The sequence below is a fragment of the Paenibacillus sp. D51F genome, assembly GCF_053345695.1.
The window spans coordinates 1-24094 of sequence record NZ_JBKFAO010000021.1 but is presented as its reverse complement, the minus strand read 5'-3'; the positions used below and the strand labels follow the sequence as shown (position 1 = coordinate 24094).

The window sequence follows — 24094 nt, the reverse complement described above, 5'->3', positions numbered from 1 at the left end:
AACAAAGTAAGTACCCGGGCTGAAGAGAGATATTTGCTTGATCAGATTGATGACTATTCCTCCATTTAATCCGCATAAAACGCGATTTCAAGGTAGGTTATACCATTTAAAGAACATCCTTACAATCGATTTCTTTCGCTTGCAGAATCCGTTTTTCAAGTCTGCTTCCAGTCCTGTTTGATGCATGCACATCCCTCCTCCAACCGAATGCGCTAAAAAAACAAAAAGAGACCGCCCAAGTCATGTTCATGACTGTTAGGGCAGTCCCTGAGTTCATAAGAGATAGGATCAGACCGGCACGGCCGGCTCCTGCAACGCGTCGATGCTGGATTTCTTGCGGCCGGATATAGCGAAGTAAAGAGCGGTCAGAGCAAGCGCGATCGCCGCGTAGATGCCCAGATAACCTATTTGCGAGTAGATGGCCGATGAGTCGCCGCTGCCGATCGCCGCTCTGAGCCCGGTGATGCTGTGGGACATCGGCAGCCATGGATTCACGGCCTGCATCCATTCAGGCAGCAGTTCCTTGGGGAAGGTGCCCGCGCTCGAGGTGAGCTGCAGAATCATCAGCATGACGACCAGATAGCGGCCGACCTGATCGCCCCAGGTGACGAGAGCCTGAACGATGAGCGTAAAGGCAAGGCTGGCGGCAAAGACGAGGGCGACGAACAAAGGCTTATCCGCGATCGTCAGCTTGAGTCCGTACATCAGGATCAGCGTCGCCACGACCGACTGGCTGATGCTCATGAGCACATACACCGATGTGCGGCTCATGAAGCGTCCGAGCCTGCCCGCGCTCTCCTGGAACGAATGGCGCGATGAAATGACGGTCGTGAAGAACAGCGCTCCGACGAACAGCGCCATCGAGATGAAGTACGGGGCGATGCCGACGCCATACAGCTCGATCTTGCGCGAGCCGTCTTCCTTGATTTGGACCGGATCGGCGAACATATCCACCGTCTGCTGCCCGTCCTTGATGTCGGAAGTTTTGTCGGCGCCTTCCTTCAGCTTGGTCTGCAGCTCTCCCGAGCCGTCGATCAGCTTGGTCGTGCCGTCCTTCAGCTCGCCTGCGCCATTCTCCAGCTTGACGGTTCCGTCCGCGACGGAACCGACGCCGCCGGCGAGCTGGCCGAGGCCGCCAGCGAGCTGCGAGGCGCCGCTGCTGAGATCCTTCGCTCCGCTCGCCAGCTTGGTTCCGCCGGATACGGCGTCGCCGAGCTTCGCATTGAACTGCTGCAGGCCCGTCTGCAGCTGGCCGGTGCCGGCTTGCAGCTGCTGCGCTCCGGCCAGCAGCTGCTTCTGCGCGGCGCTGAGCGAAGTGCTTCCTTCCAGCAGCTGCTGCTGGGCTCCATTCAGCGACTTGCCGCCGTCAAGCAGCTGCTGCTGGCTGGCAGCCAGCTGCTTGCCGCCGTCAAGCAGCTGCTGCTGGGCTGCGCTCAGCTGATTGCTTCCCTGCGCGAGCTGCTGTGTCGCGGCGAGCAGCTGCTTCACCTGCTCGTTGTCCGCAAGCTCGGGATTCGCCTTGACGAGCTGCTCCCAGCCTGCCGCGACCTGCTCGGCTCCGCCGGCCACCTTCGCGCCCGCTTCCTCAGCCGAGGCCAGCGAATCCGCCAGCTTGGCGCTTCCGTCCGCCGACTGCTGCAAGCCCTGCTGCAGCTTGGCGCTTCCGTCCGCCGACTGCTGCAGCCCTTGCTGCAGCTTGGCGCTTCCGTCCGCCGACTGCTGCAGCCCTGCGGCCAGCTTGTCGGTTCCCTGCTTGGCCGCGGAAGCTCCCTGCTCCAGCTGGCCTCCGGCCGCATGCAGCTGGCTGAGGCCGCTTGCGAGGCTTCCGCTGCCGCTGACGAGCGACTGCGTGCCGTCCTTCAGCTTGCCGGCTCCCTGGCTGAGCGGATCCATGCCGCTTTGCAGCTTCTGCGTGCCTTCCGCCAGCTTGGCGAGATTGCTCTTGAGCTTCGCCACTCCGTCATCCACCTTGCCGGCTCCGTCCTTCAGCTCCCCGGCGCCGTTGCTGGCCTCCGAGAAGCCGTCCGATATTTCCTTGACCTGGTCGAACATGCTCTCGGTATAAGCCTTCGTAATGCCGGAGCTCAGATCGGCGCGAATGTCCTTCATCGCGCTGTTGCCGATCTGGCCGGCAATGAAGTTGTAATCGCCGTTCGGCTCGAATATAATCTCGGCCCGCTCCGGATTGTCGTTCATCAAGGTCGTCGCTTTCGCGGAAAAGTCCTTGGGAACCCGGATCGTCATATAATATTCGTTGTCTTTCATTCCTTGTTCCGCTTCTGCAGGACTTACGAACTGCCAGTTGAATTTCTCGTTTTTTTTCAGCTCGTCGATGAAATCATGTCCTGCGTCAAGCGTATTCCCCTTGTACACCGCTCCGGCGTCCTCGTTGACGACAGCAACGGGCAGCTTCTCCAGATGGCCGTAGGGATCCCATGACGCCTTGATCAGAAATCCGCTGTACAAAATAGGAACAAACGCAACGGCAATGAACGAAATCGCAAGCATCGGCTTCTTGAACATGACCTTCAGGTCTTTGCCGACGACGTTCAAGGCTTTCATTGTATTTCTCACCCTATCTTTCGTTTATCATTTCAGTCAGCTTGCGCATGCTAACCAGCGAGGATCCGCTGGATCACTGTAGCTCTCTCCTTCAAGTTCTGACCAAAAATCAATTTCGGTCAGTTGGTCAAAAACTACTTTAACATGCTCTCGGGCATCTTGCAAGAGCTCCTCCGAAGTGCAAGCCCTGTCTCTTCAAGTAAAAAATGAAACGGCCGTTGCGATTCTCCGTATAGAAAAGTTATGATTGGTATCAAATGACCAAAATACATTTTTCGTTCCACGGTCAATGAAGAGATGGCTGAGGAACCCCGATATAAAGGAGCGATCCCTTTCATGTCCATCGATCGGAGGACGGAAGTCGTCAACGCTGCAGCCAAATCCTTTGCCATGTTCGGCTATAAAGCCACTACAATGGATCAGGTCGCCAAAATCGCGCGAGTGGGTAAAGGAACGATTTATACTTTTTTCGATAATAAAGAGCAGCTGTTCGAGGAAATTATGAACAACTTCATCAAAGAGATCCTCGCCGTGGCGGAGGCTGCCATCGATCCGGACAAGCCGTTCGCCGAAAATCTTCACCGCTGCCTGCTCGACGTGCTTACCTACCGCCGCGAGCATGAGCTCAGCGTCCGCCTCTCCTTGGAGATGAAGGAATTCGGAAGCGCGGCGGCCGGCTTCGGCATCCGCATGACCGAAGAAGCGCTGAACGGCTTTGTCAGCGGCGCCGTCCAGGACGCCATCGTCAAAGGCGAGATCAAGCCCTGCGATCCCAAGCTTACCGCCTATGTGCTGATCAAGCTGTTCATCACGCTCGTCAGCGACTGGCCGGCCGCAACGGGACAGCCGATGAAGGAAGAGGAAATCATGAAATTGTTCGAGCTCTACTTCCTGAACGGAGTTTCCGTGCAGGAATAGCCCTGGTCCTGCACCATAATCAACGCAAACAGCCGCCCGGCATCATCTCGCGATGACGCCGGGCGGCTGTTTTGGGCATGCCGGTTAAACCTTACTGGAAGAGGGAAGCATACTCGCCGTAGCCTTCCTGCTCCAGCTCCGACTTCGGAATGAAGCGCAGCGCAGCAGAATTGATGCAATAACGGAGACCGCCCTGATCCTTCGGACCGTCGTCGAAAACATGGCCCAGATGGGAGTCGGCGCGGAGGCTGCGGACTTCGGTGCGGACCATGAAATGGCTCGTGTCCGTTTTCTCGTTGACGCCCTGCTTGCTCAGCGGGCGGGTGAAGCTCGGCCAGCCGCAGTCGGAATCGAATTTATCGAGGGAGCTGAACAAAGGCTCTCCCGAAACGATGTCGACGTAGATCCCTTCCTCCTTGTGATCCCAGAACTCGTTGCGGAACGGAGGCTCCGTACCGTTGTTCTGGGTCACCTCGTACTGCATCGGATTGAGCCGGGAGCGCAGATCGTCCTCGTTTTTCTTCATCGTCCAGTTTTCTTTGATGAAGGCGTCCCGGCCGGAGCCTTTGCGGTACATCTTGTAGCGGAACGGATGCGTCTTGTGGTAGTCCTGATGATAGTCTTCCGCATCGTAGAACGTTGCAGCGGGCTCGATCGTGACGACGATCGGACGGTCGAAGCGCCCGCTCTCCTCGAGGCTGCGCTTGGATTCCTCCGCAAGCTTGTGCTGCTCTTCGCTATGATAGAAGATGACCGGACGGTACGAGTCGCCGCGGTCCGCGAACTGGCCCATCGCATCCGTCGGATCGACCTGCTGCCAGTAGATGTCCAGAAGCTTGGCGTACGGGAACACATCGGCATCGAAAGTGATTTGAACGGCTTCCGTATGGCCGGTATCGCCCGCGCATACTTCATCGTAAGTCGGGTTTTCCTTATGTCCGCCTGTGTAGCCGGAGACTACCTTGATAATGCCCGGCTGCTCCTCGAACGGAGATACCATGCACCAGAAACAGCCTCCGGCGAATGTAGCTAGTTGCTCGTTTGCCATAACTAAATCCCTCCTGGGGTATCGTAATCGTCGCATTCAATCATGCTGCAAGGACTCTATCACGGGCCCTTTCTACTATTATAACGAAAGCATGCCCTTCAAGTCCAAGCCTCTACTCCCGCAGCGCATCCTGCAGCTTGGTCGACATGGACGAGCCGCCGCCGCCCATTCTTCTGCGCAGCCGCTGCATCTCCGCCCTGAGCCTGGCGACCTCAGCTTCGAGAGAAGCCTTCTCCTGCTCCAGCCCGGACAGGCGGTCCCTCAGCTGCCCGTTCTCTTCCGCCAGCCTGTTCATGCGTACTTCATCGCTCATCTAGCTCCATCCTTCCTCCCGGACCATCAGCTCCGGACTCCGCTCCCTTAAGATCGAGTCCATGAGCTCCGAGCTCTCTTCGCCGCCTGGGGAAAACCCCGAATCCGCTTCGAATGGCATCCTGCTGCCTGCAGCGGCCAGCTCCCGCCGAACATAGGCGGCCGCCAGCCGCAGCGAATGTCCCGCAGCCGGAATCCAGCCCGGCATCATCGCAGTAAAATCGTGAATCATTCCCGCGTAGCAGCGGTATTCAACCGCGACTCCATCCCGCCGCAGACGCTCAGCATACTGATGCCCCTGGTCGCGCAGCGGGTCCAGCTCCGCCGTGACGACGAGCGCCGGCGGCAAACCCTCCAGCGTATCCGCCAAGAGCGGAGATACGGCTGGCCGGCTTCGATTGTCCTTCGGGGCATAAGCGGACGCGAACTGCTGCAGCAGCCGCAGCGTCAGCAAATACTGCCTGCCGTTTTCCCGCAGCGAAGGCTGTGCCGCGCTGCCGGCGCCGCCTGTCAGATCGACCGCCGGGTACAGCAACGCCTGGCAGGCGATGTCCGGCCCTCCGCGCTCTTTGGCCAGCAAAGCCGTCACAGCCGCGATATTGCCGCCAGCGCTCTCGCCGGCCACGGCTATCCGGCTGCCGTCTCCCCCGAAGCCGGACGCATGGATCGAGGCCCAATCCAAAACATCGTAAGCATCCTCCACTCCGGCCGGATACGGATGCTCCGGCGCCAGCCTGTACCCGACCGACAGCAGCACGCAGCCGCTCAGCACGCACCAGGCCCGATTGTATCGGTGCCGGGCGGTGTGGTCGCCAAGAGCGAAGCCTCCGCCATGGAAATACAAGACAATCGGGAGCTTGTCCGACTCGCCTGCGCTCTCGGGCCGATACAGGCGAACAGGAATCAGGCGGCCGTCATGGGCAGTTACGGCCATGTCCTTCCAGACTGCCTTGCCTTCCACCCGAAGGGCTGCGGCCGCATCCAATCCCTTCATGAACAGCCGCATGCGAGGGCGCATCCGCCGCAATGGCAGGCCCGTCATCCAAGATCCGGCATGGACAATGCCAAGCAGCAGCCTGAGCGGCAGCGAGCGGGGTCCAATCGGACGCTTCGCGGAATCAGCGCCCTCCCGTTCTCGGCTTGACACGCTGGATCATCTCCGTCTTCAGGCTCCATAGCGACTCGCTGAAAGCAACCGGATACGGCTCCGGATGCAGCTTGCGCAGATGAGGCTGGCGGAACAGCTTCAGCTGCTCGGCGTGATAAGCTCGAATCTCATCCAATGCGGGCAGTGCTCCCGTCAGCTGTCCGTCCCGGAAGACTGCTTTCAGCAGCGGAACGGCTGCATAATCCTCCGCCTCTGCCGTCACATATGGGTGGGCCGGATCGACCAGCTTGAGCATCGCTCCTTCCGTCGGCGCCGAATCCCCGCGCAAAGTCATGAAGTCGGCTACAGCCATGCCGCTTCGGCGATCGATCAGGCGGTAAACGTCCTTCACGCCCGGATTGGACACTTTATCCAGGTTGCCGGAGATTTTGATCACCGGCTCGTAGCGGCCGTCCTTCTCTCTGGCGACGAGCTTGTATACGCCTCCTAGGGAGGGCTGATCCGCTGCCGTGATCAGCTGCGTGCCGACGCCCCATGTGTCGATCCGCGAGCCTTGAGCCTTGAGATTCATGATGATGTGCTCGTCCAGGTCGTTGGAAGCGACGATCTTCACATCGGGAAATCCGGCTTCGTCCAGCATCCGCCTGGCTTCCCTCGACAGCACCGCCAGATCGCCGCTGTCGAGCCGGATGCCCTGAAGCTCCTTGCCTTCCTTCCTCAGCTCTTCTCCCGTCCGGATGGCATTGGGGACGCCGCTCTTGAGCGTGTCGTACGTATCGACAAGCAGCGTGACTCCATCCGGGAGCGCCTTGGCGTAATTCATGAAGGCTTCCAGCTCGCTGTCGAATGCCTGTACCCAGGCATGGGCATGGGTTCCCTTTGCCGGAATGCCGAACATCATACCGGCTCTCATGTTGCTTGTGGCATGGAAGCCGGCGATGTAAGCCGCCCTTGCTCCCCATACGGCCGCATCCATTTCCTGGGCGCGCCGGGTTCCGAATTCGAGCAGCGTATCGTCTCCCGCCGCCTGCTTGACCCGCGATGCCTTGGTCGCGATCAGCGTCTGGAAATTGGCCGCGTTCAGAAGAGCCGTCTCCACGAGCTGGGCTTCCATGATTCTCGCTTCGACCCGGATCAGCGGCTCTCCCGGAAATACGAGCGTTCCTTCCGGCACCGCTTCAAGCGTGCCCGTAAAACGGAAGGAGCGCAGCTCGTCCAGGAAAGCCTCTTCGTATCCTTCCTCCTGGGTGCGGAGATAGTCCAGATCCTCTTCGCTGAAGGTCAGCTTGGAGATGTATTCGACAATGCGCTGCAATCCGGCAAAAACAGCAAATCCGTTGCCGAAGGGCAGCTTGCGGAAATACATCTCAAAGACGGCTTTGCGGTTATGCGTGCCTATCTTCCAGTGGGCATACATCATATTGACCTGGTATTTGTCGGTATGAAGCGTTAGATCCTCGCAGTTCATCGTTGACCTCCTAGATGGACAAGCTTCGCCAATGGCAAAGGCTGCGCCGCTTGAACGGCGCAGCCTTTGGCTCGGAATTTATTCAGCCGGTTTCAACAATCCGTTGTCATGCTCCGCAAGCAGGTCCCGATCCTGGATGACGGGCCGGTCGGAGCTGTGCAGCGCCCGGGATTCATCCAGCTCTCTCTTCAATCCTTTGATTTCCCTTTGGAGCCGGTATTGGCGGATGATTCCGAAAAGCCCCGTGCTCAGGCCGCCCAGCAAAGCCGAGATCAGGATGACCAGGATAAGCGGCGCGCTCGTCGTCGCGAACATGAAGTTGACCCGCACCGGATCGACGTTGATGACGGCGAATATGGCAATGAGCAAGGCAAAAACCAAGCCGGATATTAACAGACCTTGCGTTTTCATCGGAAATCACCTCAAGCCTTCTCTTCATTGGATATTGTTCCCTTTTACCCGGACGCCATGCCCGTTCAAACCCTTTTTTTCTTCGGCATCCACACTTCGATCAGGGAATACAGCTGTTCGATCGCAATCGGCTTGCTGATGTAATCCGAAGCCCCTGCGGCCAGGCATAGATCCCGGTCCTGCATCATCGCCTTCGCGGTAAGAGCGATGACGGGAATATCGCGGTACAGGGGATGCTCTCGTATCTGTCTCGTCGCTTCATAGCCATCCATGACCGGCATCATCATATCCATCAGGACGACGTCTATATCCTCTCGCTCGTCGAGAAGCTGAAGCGCCTCCTCGCCGTTGTTCGCTGTCAGCACCTCGGCCCCTTCGATCTCCAGGGCATTCGACAGGCTGTAGACATTGCGGATGTCGTCATCGACGAGCAGGATAAGCCGGCCTGCCAGAGCCGGATGGCTGCCGCTCCGGTCGGATGACGCGGCTGCCTGCTGCTTGGCGGCTGCGCTCCTTACCCAAGACGGCTCCGAATCTCTCCGCTCCGGCGTCGTATGGAATTGATGCGATTCAGCCTCAGCCGCATCCTTGCTTGCACCGCCGGCATTCGTCAAGGAGGACAACGACGGAACATATAAGGTGAACGTACTGCCCGCTCCCGGGCTGCTGTCGAGCGTGATGAGCCCGCGCAGCAATCCGGCAAGCTCGCGGGAAATCGATAGTCCGAGGCCAGTGCCTCCAAATTGGCGGCTCGTCGTGCCGTCGGCCTGCTGGAAGGCATCGAAGATGACTTCCTGCTTGGAAGGATCGATCCCGATTCCGGTGTCGCTGACCCGGAAGGAGATGATCTCCTCTCCGCCGGCTTGCGGAAGCAGCTTCCTGGCTTCTTCGGCGGGGACGAGCGCAATTTCCAGAGACACTCCTCCCTGAGGGGTGAACTTGAAGGCGTTGGAAAGAAGGTTTTTGAGAATTTGCCTTAGCTTCCTCTCATCCGTGTACAGCAGGGAAGGGACATCCTTGCCGCAGTTCATCTTGAAGTCAAGCTGATGTTTGTGGGCAATGCCGGAAAATCCGGAGAACATGCTCTCCGGCAGCTCCGACATGTTGACGGCATCCACTTGCAGATCCATTCGTCCGGCCTCGATCTTCGTCAGATCAAGAATGTCGTTGATCAGATCCAGCAGATCCACCCCGGCAGAATGGATGATGCGGGCGAATTCCTCTTCTTTCTCGGACAGATTCCCGGCTGGATTCTCGGCCAGCATTTCCGACAGGATCAGCATGCTGTTGAGCGGCGTCCGCAGCTCATGGGACATGTTGCCCAGAAATTCGCTTTTGTAGCGCGAAGTCAGCTCCAGCCGCTCGGAATACTGCTTCAGCTCCGACTGGATTTGGCTCAGCTCGTCGTTCTTGTCCTCCGACAGCACGAACTGCCGTCCAAGCTGCTCGTTGGAGACGGTCAGCTCCTCCTGCTGGGTCTGAAGCTCTTCCGTCTGAACCTGCAGCTCCTCCGTCATCGCCTGAGACTCGCGAAGCAGGCTCTGGATTTGACTTTGCGTGAACAGCCTGTTGAGGGCGCTGCCCAGCATATTGGCGGCTTTCTCTGCGAATGTTTCCAGATGATGCTCGAATGGCTTGAAGGATGCCAGCTCGAGCACGCCCAGCGTCTTTCCTTCGAACAGGACCGGAATCAGCAGCAGATGAGTAGGCGGAGCGCTGCCCAGTCCGGAGGAGATCCGAATATACGTCTCCGGCACGGCGTAGCTTCGCTTGAGCTTTTCGGCAGCCGTGCGTCCGACAAGCCCTTCTCCGAAGCCGAAGGAAGCGGGCGACTTCTCCAGAGCCGATCCGCCGCCCGATACGGACGCGGCAAGCGTCAACTTGGCTCCAGCGTGCTGCGGATCGGAAATATACAGCGCCCCGTAAGGCGCCTTCAGAGCCTCCGCGATGTAGCGGACCACCATGTCGGCCGTCTCGTCCAGATGCTCCGCGCCTTGCAGGCGGGAGCCCAGTTCTACGCTGTAGCGCTGGATCCAGCTCTCTCCTTCGAGCTTCTTCAGCAGCTTGTTCGTCTCGGCGGCAAGATCGGCCACCTCATCCGAAGTCGAGATCGGCACCCGGATCGAGAGATCGGCTGCGCTCTGCTCGCTTTCTCCGGACATGCTCTCCAGGCAATCCGTCACATTTTGGATCGTGCGCACGATGGAGCGCGACAGCAGCCAGCCGATCAGAGCCGACAGAAGGATGGACAGTCCGAGCAGCGACAGCAGCGTCATTCGAAGCATGCTGTTTCCTTCCTCCAGATTGGCAAGCCGTTTGGCGGTAAGGGTTTTCTCCGTGCCGCGGAACCCCTCGAACATTCCCCTGAGCTTGTCCATGTCCTGCTGGCCTCGGTCAATGACATAAAACTCGCGGATCGCAGCCTCGTCACCGTTTTGCTTGGAATCGATGACAGGCATCGTTATGGCCAGCCACTCTTCAATGACCTTCCGGATCGATTCCAATGTTTTCATCTGAAGAGGGTCGTCCGATATAAGCTCCATAAGACTGTCATAATTGATTTGCCAGTCCGAAAACCCGTTTCGGTATGGCACCAGATAATTATCCTCGCCGGTAACAATGAAGCCTCGCTGTCCGGTCTCCATGTCCAGCATGTTTTTTTCAATCTTGTTCGTTAGATTATGCACTTCGATATCATGGCTCGTAATGTAATTCGTTTCCTGCTGTACTTTTCCGAACTGGGTGAAGACGACAAGAATCGAAACCGCCAGGCATACCAATATGACGGCATAACCGGCGATAATCTTGGATCTGATCGTAATTCTCCGCTTCGATTGGCTCGACAACTTTCTATCCCCTGTTCTGGCCGGCGAAGGGCGCATAAGCTGGCCCTGCGCCGGATTATCCCTCAATGTTCGAGACGGATGTCGGAATCGACCTCCGGAATCAGGTCACGGGCGATTTGCCTCCGTCGATATTCAACGTCGTCCCCGTTATATAAGAAGCCGTATCGGAAGCGAGGAAGACGATCGCATCCGCAGCCTCCCGTGTCTCTCCGATCCGTCCGAGCGGGACGGCATGGCGCGGATCCCGGGCATACTCCTCCCAGCTGAGCGCGGGAGCGTCGCTTCTCCACTTCCGTTCAATCTGATCGCTGCGGATCATGCCGATGCAGACCGCGTTGACGCGGATGCCCTCCGCTGCGAGATCCCGGCTCATTGCTTTGGTGAGCGCGATTCCTGCCGCTCTGGTCACCGAGGAAGGAAGCGTAGCCGCCGCAGGCGACTTTCCTCCGATCGCCGTCACGTTGACGATGGCGCCGCTTCCGGCCCGCTTCATGAACGGCAGCGCTTCGCGGGTCATATGGACGGCTCCCATCAGCTTCAAGCCGATATCGGCCTCCCAGCTCTCGATGCCGACCTCCTCGAACGGGGCTGCCGCAGACGTTCCCGCATTATTTATAAGAATGTCGATTTTCCCGCCCCACTTCTCCGCAATGGCCGAGACGGCTTGCTTGACTCCATCGGCATCGGCAACATCGCAGGCCGCCGTCAGGACGCCGGCCCCGGTCTCCTGCCGAATCCGTTCCGCCGCCGCTTCGAGATCCTCTATCGTACGGGCGATCAGGGCAACATGAGCGCCTTCCCGGGCCAGCGTGAGCGCAGTGGCGTATCCGATGCCTTTGCTGCCTCCTGTGATGACGGCATGTTTTCCGCTCAGCTTGAGATCCATGGTCAACCTCCTTCGATGGTATCGAATCCATCCGGATCGCCTCTTGCATTTCCCGGGAAATCGAAGTCTGTGTCGCGTCCTGTCGTCCGGATCGGTCGTGCGGCTTAGCGGCCTACCTTGACATAGAAGCGGGCGCGCTCTTCCCAGATCTCGCCCGGTTCGAGTTCGAACAGCCCCATCTCCTCGGCTGGAAGGCTCATGTTGGGAGCATTGACGAGATTCACTTGCGGCTCCGGACAGAAGAACTCTCCCCGGCCCTGATTGTTGTACAGCATCCACTGCTTGTAGGAGGTTCCGACATCGTAGACGAGAGTGACTCCGCGCTTCGTGTCGGTCAATTCCATCCGGTTGCGGCCATTTTGGGGAACGGCTGTGTAATGGTGGTCCAACGCCGTCCAGAATGGATCGACTCCGTCTTCCTTCATGTTCTCTTCTTCGGTGCTCAGAGGCATGAAAGAACCGGTTGGCAGCATCCTCGGACTCATCTCCCAGCGCTCGCCGATCGTCAGCTTGAGCTTGCAGTCCTGCGCTTTGCTCCCTGGAGAGAACGGGGCGTTGAGCGTCGTATGGAACGCCAGCAGGCAAGGCATCGACTCGCTTCCGTCGTTGCGGAGCGTGACCCGTTGGGACAGGCCGTCCGGTCCGAGGGAATAGTGCAGGCGCACCGTATAGTTGAATGGCAGCCGGCGATAGGCGGGATGGTCCTCGTTGACCTTTACCGATACCGTCACGAAGCTCTCGTCGCCCTTATGGCCGAAGCTTTCTACTTCCCAAGGGGTTTGATAGAGAAAACCGTGCAGATGGTTGTCCGTTGCCGGCTCGTTGATGGGAAGCTGATAGATTCTGCCGTTCCAAGGGAACTTGCCGTCTTCGTACCGGTTGGGCGGGAAAAGCACCGGAATTCCCCAGACGATGGAATTTTCCCGAAACTTCTGCATGTCCTCATGTGCCGGCTCGCGCAGAAACCGGTATCCGTTGACCAGATCACGGAAGGCAACCAGATTGCCTCCGATTTCGGGAAGCATGACCGCTTCGTAAGCTCCCGCCCGCAGATAGATCGCCTTTTGTCCCTGATAGATGCCCTCAAACGCACTGCTCGCGCTGCTCATATGGATATCCGCTCCTCTCTAAATTCCGCTTCTACTAGATTACCATATTTTTTTCGACCTGTTCTATACGAATTGACAAGCTTATTGCCCTGCAAGCAAAAGCCTGGCGCCGTCTATGCCGGCGCTTGACGCCGCGGTTCCGGCACCCCGCATTCAACAGGGAGAAATCTGCATGCAGAGGAAAAGAAAGCAGCCAGCGAAGCAAGGCTTCACTGGCTGCTCTTTCAGCCTTGCAGATTGTTACCGATCCGCCATGAACGGCTCCCCTTGCATCTCGGGGCCATGATCCGCGCTTTTCTCGCGCTGCATGAACGGCCACCAATTCGCCGCTCCGAACGTCTTGACCATGACCGGAACGAACAGCGGAAGCATGAGGAATGCGTACAGGACCAATCCGCACAAGACGATCGTGGCGATCTGCATGAGCGACATCACGCCGGAAGGCAGCATCGCCGCGAACGTTCCGCCGAGAATGACGGCGGCGGACAGAATGACCGATCCCATGTTGCGCATGGCGCGCAGAATGCCTTCCTTGGGAGCCAGATGCTTGTATTCGCGGAAGCGGTCGAGCAGGAAGATGCTGTAGTCGACGCCGAGCGCGATGAGCAGGACGAAGCTGAAGAACGGCACGGCCCAGCTGATCCCGTCATAACCGAGAATCCGGTTGAAGATGACCTCGGCGATAGCCATCGACGTATAGTACGTAATGAGCAGCGAGGCCATGATGTAAGCCGGAATGACGATCGAACGGAACAGGAGGATCAGAATGATGGAAATGCCCACCAGCATCAGGATAACGGTACGGGAATAATCCTCGTCCGAGATCGTATTGAGATCATGCTGCGTGCTCGTGATGCCTCCGATCGCATACTGGGAGCCTTCGTAGTCGGTTCCCTTCAGACCGCGCTCCACGGCCGCGTTCACATCCGGAATTTTATTGAGCGTGGTTTCTTCATAAGGATTTGTCGAGAACACGACATCGAGAGTCGTCATGTTCCCTTCAGGAGACAAGTAGGCTTCAAGAGCTTTCTTGAAGTCCGCATCGGCAAGAGCCTGCTCCGGCAAGTTCCAGCCGCTGAGTCCCGAATCCGGCTGTGCCGACAGCTCATCCAGATAAGTCCGGGCTTCGCCAAGTCCGTTCGATACTTGGCTGATGCCGTCGACACTCTGGTCAAGCCCGCCGGTAAGCTGCCCCAGCTGCGCATCGAGATCGGCAAAGCCGGTCTGCAGCTGCTTCTGTCCTTCCTGCAGGGAGCTGAAGCCGCTCGTCACCTGCGGCAAGCGGCCGATGATCTCGCCTTGGCCGGCTGCTGCTTGGGAAATCCCCTGCTGCAGCGATTCGAGTCCCGCAGCCAGCTTCTTCAGGCTGTCGCCAAGCGCCGCTTGATCAGCTGCCGCCTGCGAAAAGCCGGCATTGGCATCCGAGATGCCTTTGGCTGCCGAGCTCAGCTGGACATTGAGCTTCTCCAGTCCACCGGCAAGCCGGGAAGCTCCGCCTAACAGCTGGCCGAGCGATTGCATCGCTCCCTGGAACTGAGCGTCTGCCGCCAGCTCCGGATATTTGTCGCCGAGCGCCTGGAAGGCCTGCTCCAATCCGGCAAGTCCTTGGGCCAGCTCCTTCTGGCTGGCGGCGGCGTCTCCATATGCGGAAGACAGCTGCCCCAATCCTCCTCCTACCTGCTTGTAGCCCGCAAGCAGCTTGTCGCTTGCTGCCGCCAGCTGCTCGGCGCTCTGCTGCGCTTGCGCAAGTCCAGCGCTCAGTTCTTTGGCGCCGGCCGATCCGTCCACAAGCCCTTTGCGGATCCGCTCGAGGCCTTGCCCGAGCTGCTCGACTCCGTCCTGCAGACTGGCGGTGCCGGTGACGAGCTCGCCGGCTCCGTCGGCAGCCTGCTTCAGCTTCGGCGCATTGTCCGCGAGGCTGGTGCTGGCTTCCTTCAGCCCCTTGCCGATTTTATCGAGTCCATCCGTGCTCTGGCCGATGCCGCCGCCAAGCGTATCGGCTTGCTTGGATACCTCGAGGTCTTCCAGCGGAGATCCGGCAGGCCGGGTGGCGCTGCGTACGAGCTTGACGCCGTCCACTTTCGACAGCTCGCGGCTGATCTGCTCGACAGCAGCCAGGCCTTCCTTGCTGTCGAAGCTTTTATCGGCTTTCAGAATGACGGTCGAAGGCATCGAATCTCCGGGACCGAAACTGTCGGAGATCAGATTGAACGCCTTGACGGAACGGTATTCATCCCCGATTTCCTGCAGCGAGTTGAAGGAAATCGTATTTTTGTATGCAGCCATGAATGGCACGATGAAGATGGCGAGTATAACGAGAGCCCATACCGGCTTGCGCAGAGAGAAACGGCCCATGCGGTCCCACATGCGGCTTTCCTTATGCTCGAGGGAACCTCTTGCCGGCCAGAACAGCGCATTGCCGAGCACCGCCATGAAAAACGGGACCAGCGTGACAAGCGCGATCAAAAGCACGGCGACGCCGACGGCGACAGCAACCGCCGAGCGGTACAGCACGAAGGTGGAGAAGCCGATCGAGGCAAAGCCGACCAGAACCGCCGCCCCCGAGATCAGCACCGTGCGCCCGGCTGTGCGGTAAGTGGCCAATATCGCTTCCGTGCGGTCCAGTCCATGGGACAGCTCTTCCTTGTACCGGCTGATCAGCAGGATGCAGTAATCCGTTCCGATGCCGAACATGATCGCCACCATGAAGATCTGGGTGAAGTTCGAGAGCGGGAAGTCCGCATACTTGACGAGGAACGACACGACCGACTGCGACAGCAGATAGCTCAGGCCTACGGCGAGCAAAGGCACGAACGGCGCTACGACCGAGCGGAAAACGATGAACAGAATGACAAGGATGAAAATGACGGTGATGTATTCGGTCTTCGCCAAGCCCTCCATCGAGCTTTTGACCTGATCCTCGTTGATCATCCATTCGGAAGTGTAGTAATGCTCCGTCTTGATGCCGGAAGCCGCCTTGTACAGCGCGTCCTGCAGGTCGGCGGCTTCACGGCCGTTTTTCTGGATGCTCACGAGGGCAAGCATCGTTTTGCCGTCCTTGGAGATCAGCTGGTCCTCAAGCTCCTTCTGTTCGAAGGGGCCTGTGACCGACACGATCCCCTCCTTGCCGCCCGATTGCTTCATGGCGTCAAGCCCTGAACGGATGGCGGATTTATCGTCCCCGCTCAGCCCTTCTGCACGGTGGAACACCAGGACGGCCGACAACTCATCCTTTTTGGACGCGTCGGAGGACTGGGCGTTCTTCTCCTTGATCAGCCTGGACGCCATCGACGAGGAATAACCGTCCGGGACGGTGATCTGGCCTTTGTCCCTGACGAGCTGCTGCATATCCGGAGCGGACAGCATCAATCCGGCTGCAGCCGCTATCCAAACAATCAAGATGGCCCAGCGCCATTTCAATATCGTTCTCACAGTATGATTCTCCTCCGGTTATCAATTCTTTAGTTTGTCGGCTAGAAACTCGAACATTTCAATGAACTGCAAAGCTTCTTCATCCTCGAATGCCTGGATGTAGCGTCCTAGAGTTTCTTTGATGATCCGGTCGGTTTCCTTCGCTGTCCGAATTCCTTTGTCTGTGAGCGACAAAAACGTGACTCTGCGGTCCTTGCCGTCTGGATTGCGCTGGATCAATTCCTTGTCGACCAGCCGCGTAATCAAGGAAGTAATCGTGCTTTTGCCCACGCAAAAAGCATCCGCAAGCTCCGTTGAAGTGCAGCCCCCGCCCGACTCGCCTCGCGAGTTCAAATAACGGACAATGCCGAATTGTTCCCTTGTCAGATCCTCCGGAAGCTTCTCCTGGATCAAGGCATTGAAACGCCTCGTCACGACAAAGCTCGCGGCCTCGTACCGCTTGATGATGTCCGGCAGCAGCTCTTCCTTCATCGCCAGTCCTCCTTTCTTGTACAAGTTCGATATTGAAATAGTTTGATAATCGAACTTTATCACGTCAAAAACCGCCCTGTCAACAGACAAGGCGGCTCGCTTCATTCCTACATTGCGGCTCGTGTCATTCATACATGCGGCTCGCGCCATTCCTACATTGCGGCTCGTGTCATTCATACATGCGGCTCGCTTCATTCTACATTGCAGCTCGTGTCATTCATACATGCGGTTCGCTTCATTCCTACATTGCGGATCGTGTCATTCCTACATGCGGCCCGCGTCATTCCTGTAGGCGGCTCGCGCCATATCTGCCGTTCCGGGCTGTTCCAGCCACGTTCAGCCCATCAGGCTTCGTACAACGCCTGGATTTCCGTTACCTGATCCACGAGCTTGCGGGCTACATAGGGAGGATCCACGACCTTGACATGGGGGCCATAGCTGAGAAGCCGGGAATAGAGCCAGTAGCCCTGTTCTTCGCGATCCGTGACCTCCAGCCAGCCGTCATCCCGGATGACAATGAAGCTCCGGTCGTAATCATCCAGCACTCTCGTCTTGACCGAGGGGTGAAACAGCAGCTTCAGGTCGATTTTGAGGCTGTCTTGAATCGCCATGCGCTTGTCGAGCTCTCGCAGATCGACATCACGGCGGGTGAACTTCTCCGGCAGGAGATCCAGCTGTTCCATGCGGTTGAGGCGGAAGGTTCGGTAATCGCCGCGCTTCAGGCAATAGGCGTGTAAATACCAAATATAACCCTTCAGGGCAAGTCCGACCGGCTCCACCATCCGCTCGCTGCTCGTTCCCTGCCAGTCGAGATAGACGATGCTCAGCAGCCTGCATCGATCCAGCGCTTCATGGATGGTTCTCAGCATGGCTTGATGCCGCTCCTTCTCCTTCCATGGATGCAGATCGATCAGCACCCGCTCGCCGGAGGAGCTCCCGCTCCCGTTTCCGGATCGTTCCACCAAGGCGATCACCTTGTCGATCAGCGACGAGAGCTGCTCTCCGCTCAAGGCAGACCCTACTCCGCGCAGCGCTGTCACGATGGATTGCAGCTCGTCGCAGCTTAAATATTGCCGCTCCAGACGATACCTCTCCATAATCTCGTAGCCTCCCGAGAGGCCTGGATAGGAAATGACAGGGATACCGGCCATATTCAGCGTCTCCAGGTCGCGGTATATGGTGCGCAGCGACACTTCGAAGCGCTCGGCAAGCTCCTGAGCCCCGACGCGCCTGCGTCCGAGCAGCAGCATCGTGATGCCGAGCAATCTTTCCAGCTTCAATCGGGCTCCCTCCTTGCATTCAATCCTTTGCAGGCCGCCGCCTGCAGGCTGCCATTTTTCGTCATGGCATCGCCCAGGTTCACTTCCGGGCGCGGCCGGGTAAAGAAGTACAACCCATCCAACGAGGTGATCATGATGACCGAACCATCAAAGAAAAAGCTGGACCATAAGCCTGGAGGCTCCACCATCCAGGACCGGGACAATCCGGAGATGCTGCCGACGGAGAAGGAAAGCCTGATGGATTCAGATCCTTCCCAGATGAACGTGGATTCCATTCCGGTGGAAGACCAGACGATCGAACAGCAGGACGAGAAGGACAAGACCAAGACCAAAAACGATTCATCCAGCGCGCGTAAATATCATACCGGCTTCTAAACCTCAGAAAGGGAGAGACATCTGCTCCAATACTTCGATCTCCGTCCCCGGCGTGCATCCCGCGCCGGGGATTTCCCTGAGGCGGGCCAGCTTGCCTGCCAAACCAGGCCCTTCGGAGGCATGCCGTTGCCCGGCATGTCCATCTGCTGCTGCCGGGGAGAGATCAGCCCTTGCATTGATCTTCGATATCCCTTCATTCACAGACTCCGCTGAATCAACGGGCACAGTTCTCCCTTCACGCACAGGCGCGGCAAGCATGGCATCAGCCTTCCCCCTTCCGCTCTCCCGGACGCCTCCCGCACTTTCCCTATAAAAACGGTCCTCTGGAATTCCGTGCAAGACCCTGAGCTCCGAGACGATTCGCTGAATCCGCTCCGCGTAGTCGCGGCTCGCATAGGCACCGGTAAAGATCCGGTCGTAAGCCGGAAGAAGAGAGGCATCGTATCGCTGAAGCATTCCATAGTACCAGCTCTTCACGTCCGGTGTCAGGCGCAGCAAGGAAGTCATCATATAACCCGCGCCGGCCTCCTTGACCGCTCCCATCAGCTCGTCGAGCCGGGGACGGGAGTCGGTCAGCAGCGGAAGTATCGGCGCAGCGAACACGCCGGCCGGCAAGCCCGCATTTCTGAGCTCGGCCAGAGCCTGAAGCCGCTGCCGCGGCAGAGGCGCGCCGGGCTCTAGGAACCGGATGAGCTCATCGTCGAGGGTATTCAGGCTGATGTTGACCGAGAGCAGATTCAGATCGGCCAGGATGTCCATATCCCGCAAAACCAGCGGCGAACGGGTCGTGATCGATACCGGCACTCGGTAGCGGGCCAGCACCTTGAGGCACTCCCGCGTCACCTGCCGGCTGCTCTCGGCAGGCTGATAAGGATCCGTCGCCGTGCCGATCGCGATATGGCCGATGTCCCTCGCCAGCTCCTGAAGGTCGAAGTGCCGGGAAGCCGCCATATTGTGCAGCTGCTTGCGAAGCGCTTCGGCGGCATTGTCCTTGACGAGAATATGATCCTGGAACTCGTCGCTTCCAAGGCCGATGAACGATTGAAACGCTCTCGCATAACAGAAGCTGCAGCCATGGGCGCAGCCGCGGTATGGATTGATCGACCAGCCGAACGGCATCTTCTCTTCCTTGACCCGGGTCATCGCTTGCTTGACGACGACCGTCTCCAACCGCTTCGCGCTCATGAGCGCACCTCCTCCAGACAAGAACATTTGTTCCCATATAGCTATACTATATCATAGGAATGAGCATCTGGCAATGCTAGACGCCCGATTCATCCCGCTCCTGTGCCCAGCCTTTGCCGACGACCTCGTGCACGTCGCTGAACGTGACAAATGCGCCGGGGTCGGCTTCATGCACGAGCCTTTTCAGACGGCCTGTCTCCTTGCGGCTGACGACACAGTAAATCACTTCGGCGCGCCTGTTGCTGAATGCGCCTCTCCCGTCGAGGAACGTCGCTCCCCGCTTGAGCTCGCGCAAAATCTCGCGTGAGATCAGCTCCGGCTTCCGGGAAATGATGATCGCTGCTTTGGCCGAATGGGAGCCTTCCTGGACGAGATCGATCAGTCTCGCTCCGACCAGCATGGCAATCAGAGTATACATGGCTCTTGTCAGGTCCAAATAGATCAAAGAGAGCAGCACAACGGCCGCATCGGTGACGAAAATCGTCCTCCCGAGGCTCCAGCCGAACGATCGCCTGCACAGCATCGCCAGGACGTCCACCCCGTCGGTCATGCCGCCGTGCCGGAACACGATCCCCAATCCCGCTCCGACGATAGCCCCCGCATACAGGGAAGCCAGCAGCAAGTCCTGAAGCGGCAGCCTGAACGGTTCGAACAAGAGGAGGAACAGCGAGAGGCTGAGCGAGCCGACTACTGCATGAATAAAACTGGTTCGCCCCATGTATCTCCAGCCCAATAAAAAGATAGGGACGTTAATGATGAGGCTGGACCAGCCGGGGCTCCAGCCAAGCACGTAGTTGAGAATCAGGGCTACGCCCGTTATCCCGCCTTCCGCCAAGCCGTTGGCCAGATTGATTTCATTGATTCCGAACCCCATGAGGGCGGAGCCGGCCAGGATGGCGGCTATGTTTTTCGCATGCTTTCCCCAGGATGTGCTTTTCATGAGGTGAATTCCTCTCCCGCCTTGAATCTTCCCATCCCCTCATTCTTCCCCGGAAATGCCGGAGCAAGCCCGTTATTGTCCGCCCTCGAACGGTGTGATACATTGGTACGAAAAGTGTCCGGCCTTCCGGATGCCAGTCTCCGGAGGTGCGGCATCTATTATGAATCCTTTGCGCAGGCGAGCCGGCTCGTTTTCATGGAATTCTTTTTTGCTGCTTGCCGTCGTTTTTGCCGGCTATCTTGTCTTCGGCCTGTCGGAGAACATTAAAGGCCCCGCCATTCCGCGCATGCAAGCCGACCTGCGAATCAGCGAATTCCAGATTGGCCTGCTGCTGGCGTTCAACTCCCTCGGGTACTTGATCGCCTGCTCCTTCACCGGCTTCCTTGTGTGCAAGCTCGGCATGCGCGCGACGACGGTCGCCAGCTTCGGGGCGATGGCCGTATCCGGGCTGTTCATCTGGGCCTCCTCAGGCTTTTTTTCGCTGTCCGCCGCCTACTTCTTCCTCTACATCGGCAACGGCGCCCTCGAGATCGTCCTGTCCTTGCTTGGAGCGCGGATCTTCACCCGCAATGCAGGGACGATGATGAATCTAGCGCATTTCTTTTACGGTCTCAGCTCCATGGCCGCGCCTCTGGCCGCCGCGTATTTGATGGCTTTCCGTCCAGGAGACGGCGGTCCCCTCGGCTGGGGAGGGATGTATGCTCTCGTCATGGCCCTCTCTATTCTGCCTGCCATCCCGGCTCTGCTCGCACGTTTCCCCGGCAAGGAAGTCGCCGAAGATCCATCGTCCGCCCGCAAGCAAGAGACGGAGCCTGACGGTCCGGCCGCAGCTGGCGGCCTCTCGGTGCGCCAGTATGCGAGAGATCCCGTGGCCTGGTTTGTCGTTGCCATCCTCTCCGCGGGAGTCGTAGCCGAGATGGCTTTCGGAGGCTGGCTTCCCGCCTTTCTGGAAAAAGCCTACCGCTGGGACGGGACGGCAGCTTCCGCGATGCTCTCGGGGTTCTTCGTCTGCTTCACCGCTGCGCGGCTCGTGCTTGGCCCTCTTACCGACCGAATCGGCCTTATCCGCTCCATTCTCATTTTCTCCCTGTTTTCCGGTCTCTGCACCGTCGCGGCCGTAATCGCCGGGGAACCGGGAGCCTGGCTGTTCGCTCTTGCCGGAGCCGGCATCGCTCCGATCTATCCGACGGTAATGGCGTTTCTGGCTGTCCGCTACGCAGGCCGGAGCGATGCAGCCATCACGTTTACGGTGACGATGCTCGGATTTGCAAGCGTAGCGGGCAATCTCCTGATCGGAGCCATCACCGACGGCTTCGGGCGTCTGTTCGGCAGCTCCGGCAGCGGCGAGATGCGCGGTATGCAGGCCGGCTTCCTGTTCATCGGCTTGTGCGCGCTGCCCTGCGCCTGCGCGGCCGCCCTCCTGCTCCGCCATCTCAAAAACAGAGAAGCCGCTCCGGCAGGGAGCGGCTTCTAGGATACGGCTTCAATCGATGCCAGGCCGACATGGATGTTACAGCGGCCTAGCCGTACAGCAGATCAGTTCCCGGCATGAGCAGCCTTCGCCTCGGCGACAAGCTCTTCCATAAGCTCGGGCAGCCATTGCTCAAGGCTGTAGAACTCGAATCCCGCCGCCGCAGCGAGGGAATTGTCCATATGCCAGGAATTTCCAATTCCGAAAGGGGATCTCTGCTCGTCCGCCGGCTGCTCCGGGATGACGGCCGTTTTGCCGGTCGCCTTCTCCACAAGGCCGATGACTTCCCGGATGGATATATCCCCGTTCGAGCAGCAGTTGACCGGTCCGGTCAGGGAGCTGTCCTTGAGCCAGCACAGGAACGCCGCCGCTTCGGCGGAATGCACGAAGGAGATTCTCGCGTCCGGGGACGGCACTCCGATCGGTTTCCCGCTCAGCACCTTGTCGACGTGGAAGTGCAGCCGCTTCGTATAATCATCCGGCCCCAGAATAATCGGAAACCGGACCATGGCTGCTTCGAATCGGTCTTGTTCCCAAAAGACGGCCTCGGCCTGCCGTTTGCCTTCTCCGTAGCTCAGCGTATGCCGGCTGCCGCCCGTGACAGGATAGCCTGTCGGCATCCATGCCGTTTCCGCGAGCCTTTCCGGTGATTCTTCGTATACGGATAAAGTGGATACCTCGATATATCGCTTCGTTTTGCCTGCGAATACTTCTACCGCAAGAGCGGCATCCTCCGGGGAATAGCAGATCTGATCATAGACGACATCCCACGCACGGCCATCCACCGCAGCAGCAAGCGAAGCCTTGTCCTCGCGGTCCAGCACCAGATGCTCCACCGGACGAATAAAGGAAGCATTCGTTTTCCCCCTCGTGCCGATCGTCACCTCATGGCCTTCCTCAAGCAAAAGATTGACCAGCCTCTTGCCCACAAACCTCGTTCCGCCCAGCACAAGTATGTTCATGGATCGATCCTCCTTGGATATTCTATCCTCTAGACTTCGCCGCCTCAGGCTGAAAACCTGCACCCATACCTCTATGTCCCTCGCGAGGAAGTTCTGTTCCCATCCCTTCGCCGTTTCCCCCTTTCCAGGCATTGGCTCCGGGAGTCGCGGAAGGGGCAGGTGTCGGTGTCTCGATTGGCGTCGGTGTTACCGATGGCTTCGGAGTCGCTGTCGGCGTCGGCGTTGCCGTAGGTGCCGGCGTCGGCGTAGGAGAAGCGGTGTCGCAGGTTCCGACCGATTTCCAAGAGCCGTCCGTGCCGCTCAGATCGGGGCGATCGCCTTGGGACCACCATTTGGCTTCATTGAGAACGCCATTGCTTTATCGAATCGGTGAAGGTAGTTCCTATTCTCCTCCAAGCGGGGAATTTTGGCTGGGAAAAAATTTAGAAAGACCAAACGAAAAAAGCCCTGTTCCTGTTAAGGAACAAGGCTTGAAAGCTTATTAACTGGGTCGTATTCTTACTGCTCAGCCCGTCGGTCGGCTTCCTCGGCCCTCTGCAGAGCTTCGAGATCCTCGCGGTCAGCCAAATCCCGGCTGAATTCCACGTCCTCGCTTTTACCCAACGGAAGATCTTTATTGCCGGTTTGATCGCGGTGTTTGCTGTCTGCCATATCAAGCTCCTCCTTTGCCGCTCTTGAAGAGGGGATGGATCTTTACTATGTGCCAGCAAGCAGCCGAATATGCACAAAATAAAAAAACCGCCAAGGGCGGTTGAACGTTCAAATGGAGCGGAAGACGGGAATCGAACCCGCGACCCTCGCCTTGGCAAGGCGATGCTCTACCGCTGAGCCACTTCCGCATGTTGTAAAATAAAAAAATGGCGGAGCTGACGGGATTCGAACCCGCGGTCTCCTGCGTGACAGGCAGGCATGTTAGGCCTCTACACCACAGCTCCATAATTGTTTCAGTCAGTTCCTTATGTAAAAAAGGAAATTGGTTGCGGGGACAGGATTTGAACCTGTGACCTTCGGGTTATGAGCCCGACGAGCTACCGGACTGCTCCACCCCGCGCCAGTAAGTACCAAGACATGAATGTCCTGTTTTCAAAGCTTGCGCCTTGAAAACTGGATCGAACGAATATGGATGCTGAGTCCATTTGCTCTTCTTACCATAGGATAAGCCCTCGACCGATTAGTATTCGTCAGCTGCACGCATTGCTGCGCTTCCACCTCGAACCTATCAACCTGGTCGTCTACCAGGGGTCTTACATACTGGGAAATCTCATCTTGAGGGGGGCTTCGCGCTTAGATGCTTTCAGCGCTTATCCCGT

20 protein-coding genes, 3 tRNA genes and 1 rRNA gene are annotated in these 24094 nt (G+C 58.2%); 3 read left to right on the top strand and 21 right to left on the bottom strand.

The annotated features are described in order from the left end of the window. Window positions 1-288 precede the first annotated feature (288 nt). Window positions 289-2562 carry a YhgE/Pip family protein gene (locus ACLBWT_RS22435; RefSeq protein ID WP_447665299.1) on the bottom strand — a complete coding sequence of 758 codons (2274 nt, stop codon included), beginning with the start codon at window positions 2560-2562 and terminating at the stop codon, window positions 289-291. A 336-nt stretch (window positions 2563-2898) separates the two neighbouring features. On the opposite strand from ACLBWT_RS22435, the gene ACLBWT_RS22430 reads away from it, so the two are divergent. Beyond that, window positions 2899-3480: a TetR/AcrR family transcriptional regulator gene (locus tag ACLBWT_RS22430; protein ID WP_447665298.1), complete on the top strand. Its 582-nt coding sequence runs from the start codon at window positions 2899-2901 to the stop codon at window positions 3478-3480. A gap of 91 nt (window positions 3481-3571) precedes the next feature. On the opposite strand, the gene msrB is transcribed toward ACLBWT_RS22430, so the two are convergent. The 12 genes from msrB to ACLBWT_RS22370 form a co-directional block, all read right to left on the bottom strand. Further along, a complete protein-coding gene (gene msrB, locus ACLBWT_RS22425; protein ID WP_447665297.1) occupies window positions 3572-4528 on the bottom strand; it encodes a peptide-methionine (R)-S-oxide reductase MsrB in 957 nt (318 codons plus the stop codon). A 112-nt stretch (window positions 4529-4640) separates the two neighbouring features. After that, complete coding sequence (locus ACLBWT_RS22420) at window positions 4641-4841, bottom strand: hypothetical protein (protein WP_447665296.1); 201 nt, start codon at window positions 4839-4841, stop codon at window positions 4641-4643. Next, window positions 4842-5987 carry an alpha/beta hydrolase gene (locus ACLBWT_RS22415; RefSeq protein WP_447665295.1) on the bottom strand — a complete coding sequence of 382 codons (1146 nt, stop codon included), beginning with the start codon at window positions 5985-5987 and terminating at the stop codon, window positions 4842-4844. Next, window positions 5959-7416, bottom strand: coding sequence for a nicotinate phosphoribosyltransferase (locus tag ACLBWT_RS22410; protein ID WP_447665294.1), 1458 nt, complete (start codon window positions 7414-7416; stop codon window positions 5959-5961). The genes ACLBWT_RS22415 and ACLBWT_RS22410 overlap by 29 nt, the downstream gene beginning before the upstream one ends. Window positions 7417-7494: 78 nt before the next feature. Next, window positions 7495-7827 (bottom strand): LapA family protein, encoded by a 333-nt coding sequence (locus tag ACLBWT_RS22405; protein ID WP_447665293.1) that lies wholly within the window; start codon window positions 7825-7827, stop codon window positions 7495-7497. A gap of 65 nt (window positions 7828-7892) precedes the next feature. After that, the gene (locus ACLBWT_RS22400; RefSeq protein WP_447665292.1) at window positions 7893-10673 is read right to left on the bottom strand and encodes a CHASE3 domain-containing protein; all 2781 of its coding nucleotides are present in this window, start codon (window positions 10671-10673) and stop codon (window positions 7893-7895) included. Window positions 10674-10773: 100 nt separating this feature from the next. Beyond that, the gene (locus ACLBWT_RS22395) at window positions 10774-11559 is read right to left on the bottom strand and encodes an SDR family NAD(P)-dependent oxidoreductase (protein ID WP_447665291.1); all 786 of its coding nucleotides are present in this window, start codon (window positions 11557-11559) and stop codon (window positions 10774-10776) included. Window positions 11560-11663: 104 nt separating this feature from the next. Further along, on the bottom strand, window positions 11664-12668 hold the full coding sequence (locus ACLBWT_RS22390; RefSeq protein ID WP_447665290.1) for an aldose epimerase family protein: 1005 nt from the start codon (window positions 12666-12668) through the stop codon (window positions 11664-11666). 240 nt (window positions 12669-12908) lie between these two features. After that, window positions 12909-16100 carry an efflux RND transporter permease subunit gene (locus ACLBWT_RS22385; RefSeq protein ID WP_447665289.1) on the bottom strand — a complete coding sequence of 1064 codons (3192 nt, stop codon included), beginning with the start codon at window positions 16098-16100 and terminating at the stop codon, window positions 12909-12911. Between the two features lie 21 nt (window positions 16101-16121). After that, window positions 16122-16571, bottom strand: coding sequence for a MarR family winged helix-turn-helix transcriptional regulator (locus tag ACLBWT_RS22380; protein WP_447665288.1), 450 nt, complete (start codon window positions 16569-16571; stop codon window positions 16122-16124). 344 nt (window positions 16572-16915) lie between these two features. Continuing rightward, a complete protein-coding gene (locus tag ACLBWT_RS22375) occupies window positions 16916-17851 on the bottom strand; it encodes a helix-turn-helix transcriptional regulator (RefSeq protein ID WP_447665287.1) in 936 nt (311 codons plus the stop codon). Further along, a complete protein-coding gene (locus ACLBWT_RS22370) occupies window positions 17848-17985 on the bottom strand; it encodes a hypothetical protein (RefSeq protein ID WP_447665286.1) in 138 nt (45 codons plus the stop codon). Before ACLBWT_RS22370 ends, ACLBWT_RS22375 begins: the two co-directional genes overlap by 4 nt. Window position 17986: 1 nt before the next feature. On the opposite strand from ACLBWT_RS22370, the gene ACLBWT_RS22365 reads away from it, so the two are divergent. After that, the gene (locus ACLBWT_RS22365; RefSeq protein ID WP_447665285.1) at window positions 17987-18226 is read left to right on the top strand and encodes a hypothetical protein; all 240 of its coding nucleotides are present in this window, start codon (window positions 17987-17989) and stop codon (window positions 18224-18226) included. 3 nt (window positions 18227-18229) lie between these two features. Here the strand turns inward: ACLBWT_RS22365 and ACLBWT_RS22360 are convergent, their stop codons facing one another. Beyond that, the gene (locus ACLBWT_RS22360) at window positions 18230-19411 is read right to left on the bottom strand and encodes a radical SAM protein (RefSeq protein WP_447665284.1); all 1182 of its coding nucleotides are present in this window, start codon (window positions 19409-19411) and stop codon (window positions 18230-18232) included. A gap of 76 nt (window positions 19412-19487) precedes the next feature. Beyond that, window positions 19488-20351 carry a YitT family protein gene (locus ACLBWT_RS22355; RefSeq protein ID WP_447665283.1) on the bottom strand — a complete coding sequence of 288 codons (864 nt, stop codon included), beginning with the start codon at window positions 20349-20351 and terminating at the stop codon, window positions 19488-19490. A 160-nt stretch (window positions 20352-20511) separates the two neighbouring features. Here ACLBWT_RS22355 and ACLBWT_RS22350 point away from each other — a divergent pair, with 160 nt between their 5' ends. Further along, window positions 20512-21825 carry an MFS transporter gene (locus ACLBWT_RS22350; protein ID WP_447665282.1) on the top strand — a complete coding sequence of 438 codons (1314 nt, stop codon included), beginning with the start codon at window positions 20512-20514 and terminating at the stop codon, window positions 21823-21825. Between the two features lie 62 nt (window positions 21826-21887). Here ACLBWT_RS22350 and ACLBWT_RS22345 read toward each other — a convergent pair whose 3' ends face one another. From ACLBWT_RS22345 to ACLBWT_RS22320, 6 genes are all read right to left on the bottom strand, one after another. After that, window positions 21888-22784, bottom strand: a complete 897-nt coding sequence (locus ACLBWT_RS22345; protein WP_447665281.1) for an NAD-dependent epimerase/dehydratase family protein — start codon at window positions 22782-22784, stop codon at window positions 21888-21890. A gap of 498 nt (window positions 22785-23282) precedes the next feature. Next, a complete protein-coding gene (locus ACLBWT_RS22340) occupies window positions 23283-23435 on the bottom strand; it encodes a YfhD family protein (protein ID WP_447665280.1) in 153 nt (50 codons plus the stop codon). 113 nt (window positions 23436-23548) lie between these two features. After that, window positions 23549-23623, bottom strand: a tRNA-Gly gene (locus tag ACLBWT_RS22335). 19 nt (window positions 23624-23642) lie between these two features. Then, window positions 23643-23719 (bottom strand) — tRNA-Asp (locus ACLBWT_RS22330). Window positions 23720-23758: 39 nt separating this feature from the next. Continuing rightward, window positions 23759-23835 (bottom strand) — tRNA-Met (locus tag ACLBWT_RS22325). 100 nt (window positions 23836-23935) lie between these two features. Further along, a 23S ribosomal RNA gene (locus ACLBWT_RS22320) occupies window positions 23936-24094 on the bottom strand; the annotation flags it as partial.

Coding starts and splice junctions, on each gene's coding strand:
- ACLBWT_RS22435 (WP_447665299.1), bottom strand. CDS start 2,562: ATGAAAGCCTTGAACGTCGTCGGCAAAGACCTGAAGGTCATGTTCAAG.
- ACLBWT_RS22430 (WP_447665298.1), top strand. CDS start 2,899: ATGTCCATCGATCGGAGGACGGAAGTCGTCAACGCTGCAGCCAAATCC.
- msrB (WP_447665297.1), bottom strand. CDS start 4,528: ATGGCAAACGAGCAACTAGCTACATTCGCCGGAGGCTGTTTCTGGTGC.
- ACLBWT_RS22420 (WP_447665296.1), bottom strand. CDS start 4,841: ATGAGCGATGAAGTACGCATGAACAGGCTGGCGGAAGAGAACGGGCAG.
- ACLBWT_RS22410 (WP_447665294.1), bottom strand. CDS start 7,416: ATGAACTGCGAGGATCTAACGCTTCATACCGACAAATACCAGGTCAAT.
- ACLBWT_RS22405 (WP_447665293.1), bottom strand. CDS start 7,827: ATGAAAACGCAAGGTCTGTTAATATCCGGCTTGGTTTTTGCCTTGCTC.
- ACLBWT_RS22395 (WP_447665291.1), bottom strand. CDS start 11,559: ATGGATCTCAAGCTGAGCGGAAAACATGCCGTCATCACAGGAGGCAGC.
- ACLBWT_RS22390 (WP_447665290.1), bottom strand. CDS start 12,668: ATGAGCAGCGCGAGCAGTGCGTTTGAGGGCATCTATCAGGGACAAAAG.
- ACLBWT_RS22380 (WP_447665288.1), bottom strand. CDS start 16,571: ATGAAGGAAGAGCTGCTGCCGGACATCATCAAGCGGTACGAGGCCGCG.
- ACLBWT_RS22370 (WP_447665286.1), bottom strand. CDS start 17,985: ATGATCACCTCGTTGGATGGGTTGTACTTCTTTACCCGGCCGCGCCCG.
- ACLBWT_RS22365 (WP_447665285.1), top strand. CDS start 17,987: ATGACCGAACCATCAAAGAAAAAGCTGGACCATAAGCCTGGAGGCTCC.
- ACLBWT_RS22360 (WP_447665284.1), bottom strand. CDS start 19,411: ATGAGCGCGAAGCGGTTGGAGACGGTCGTCGTCAAGCAAGCGATGACC.
- ACLBWT_RS22355 (WP_447665283.1), bottom strand. CDS start 20,351: ATGAAAAGCACATCCTGGGGAAAGCATGCGAAAAACATAGCCGCCATC.
- ACLBWT_RS22350 (WP_447665282.1), top strand. CDS start 20,512: ATGAATCCTTTGCGCAGGCGAGCCGGCTCGTTTTCATGGAATTCTTTT.
- ACLBWT_RS22345 (WP_447665281.1), bottom strand. CDS start 22,784: ATGAACATACTTGTGCTGGGCGGAACGAGGTTTGTGGGCAAGAGGCTG.
- ACLBWT_RS22340 (WP_447665280.1), bottom strand. CDS start 23,435: ATGGCAGACAGCAAACACCGCGATCAAACCGGCAATAAAGATCTTCCG.